Origin of the sequence: Dietzia sp. HMSC21D01, assembly GCF_001815995.1 — a bacterium.
GTDB lineage: Bacteria > Actinomycetota > Actinomycetes > Mycobacteriales > Mycobacteriaceae > Dietzia > Dietzia cinnamea.
This window is the reverse complement of the sequence record NZ_KV823683.1, coordinates 1-711: the sequence shown is the minus strand read 5'-3', so window position 1 is coordinate 711 and position 711 is coordinate 1. Positions and strand designations below refer to the sequence as shown.

Genomic DNA, 711 nt, shown 5'->3' with positions numbered 1-711 from the left:
CGCCGCCGCACGGATGCGCTCCGAGGCCGACGCCGCCGCGACCGCCCGCGCCGAGCGCGCCTCCGTCCTCGTGGCCGGGCCCCTCGGCCTGTGCTTCCTGCCCGCGTTCGTCTGCCTTGGCGTGCTCCCCGTCGTGGTGGGTCTGGCCGACGGGATGCTGCCGGGGGTCATGCCGTGAGCAGCGCCGCCGGCCACTCGGATTCCGGGGCGGAGACGCCGCCCCGGTCAGTGAAGAAGGAGAAACCGCATGTCCACTCACCACACCCATCAGACCGCCACCCTCGCCACCCGGACTCTCGCCACCCCGACGGCGGCGGTGGCGCGCGCCCGTTCCGCCCTGCATCGCCGATTCCACGCGACGACCAGCGCGGACGCGGGGATGTCCACCGTCGAATATGCCGTCGGGACCATCGCCGCGGCGGCGTTCGGGGCCGTGCTGTACACGGTCGTCAGCGGCGACTCGATCCCGGACGCGCTCGGCGGCATCATCGAGCAGGCTCTCAACACCTCGGTGTGACGGTGCCGCGACGGCTCCGCGCGGCGGCGGCCCGCGACGACGGGTCGGTGACCGTCGAGGCCGCCCTCGGGATCGCCTCCCTCGTGGTGGTGGTCGCGCTCGCCGCCGCCGGTGCCGGCGCCGCGTTGACGCAGATCAGGATGGTCGACGCCGCCCGCGAGGCGGCGCGGGTGGCCGCGATGTCCGGGGTGGAG

General features: G+C 75.1%; 2 protein-coding genes and 1 pseudogene. All 3 read left to right on the top strand.

The window, feature by feature from the left end:
* Positions 1 to 178, top strand: a pseudogene (locus HMPREF3086_RS19410) (type II secretion system F family protein); the annotation flags it as partial.
* 138 nt (positions 179 to 316) lie between these two features.
* Positions 317 to 517, top strand: a complete 201-nt coding sequence (locus HMPREF3086_RS01985) for a DUF4244 domain-containing protein (protein ID WP_082767577.1) — start codon at positions 317 to 319, stop codon at positions 515 to 517.
* Positions 514 to 711 (top strand): TadE family type IV pilus minor pilin (locus HMPREF3086_RS01980; protein WP_305790921.1); only part of this gene is annotated, 198 nt, incomplete at its 3' end. The genes HMPREF3086_RS01985 and HMPREF3086_RS01980, both read left to right, overlap by 4 nt.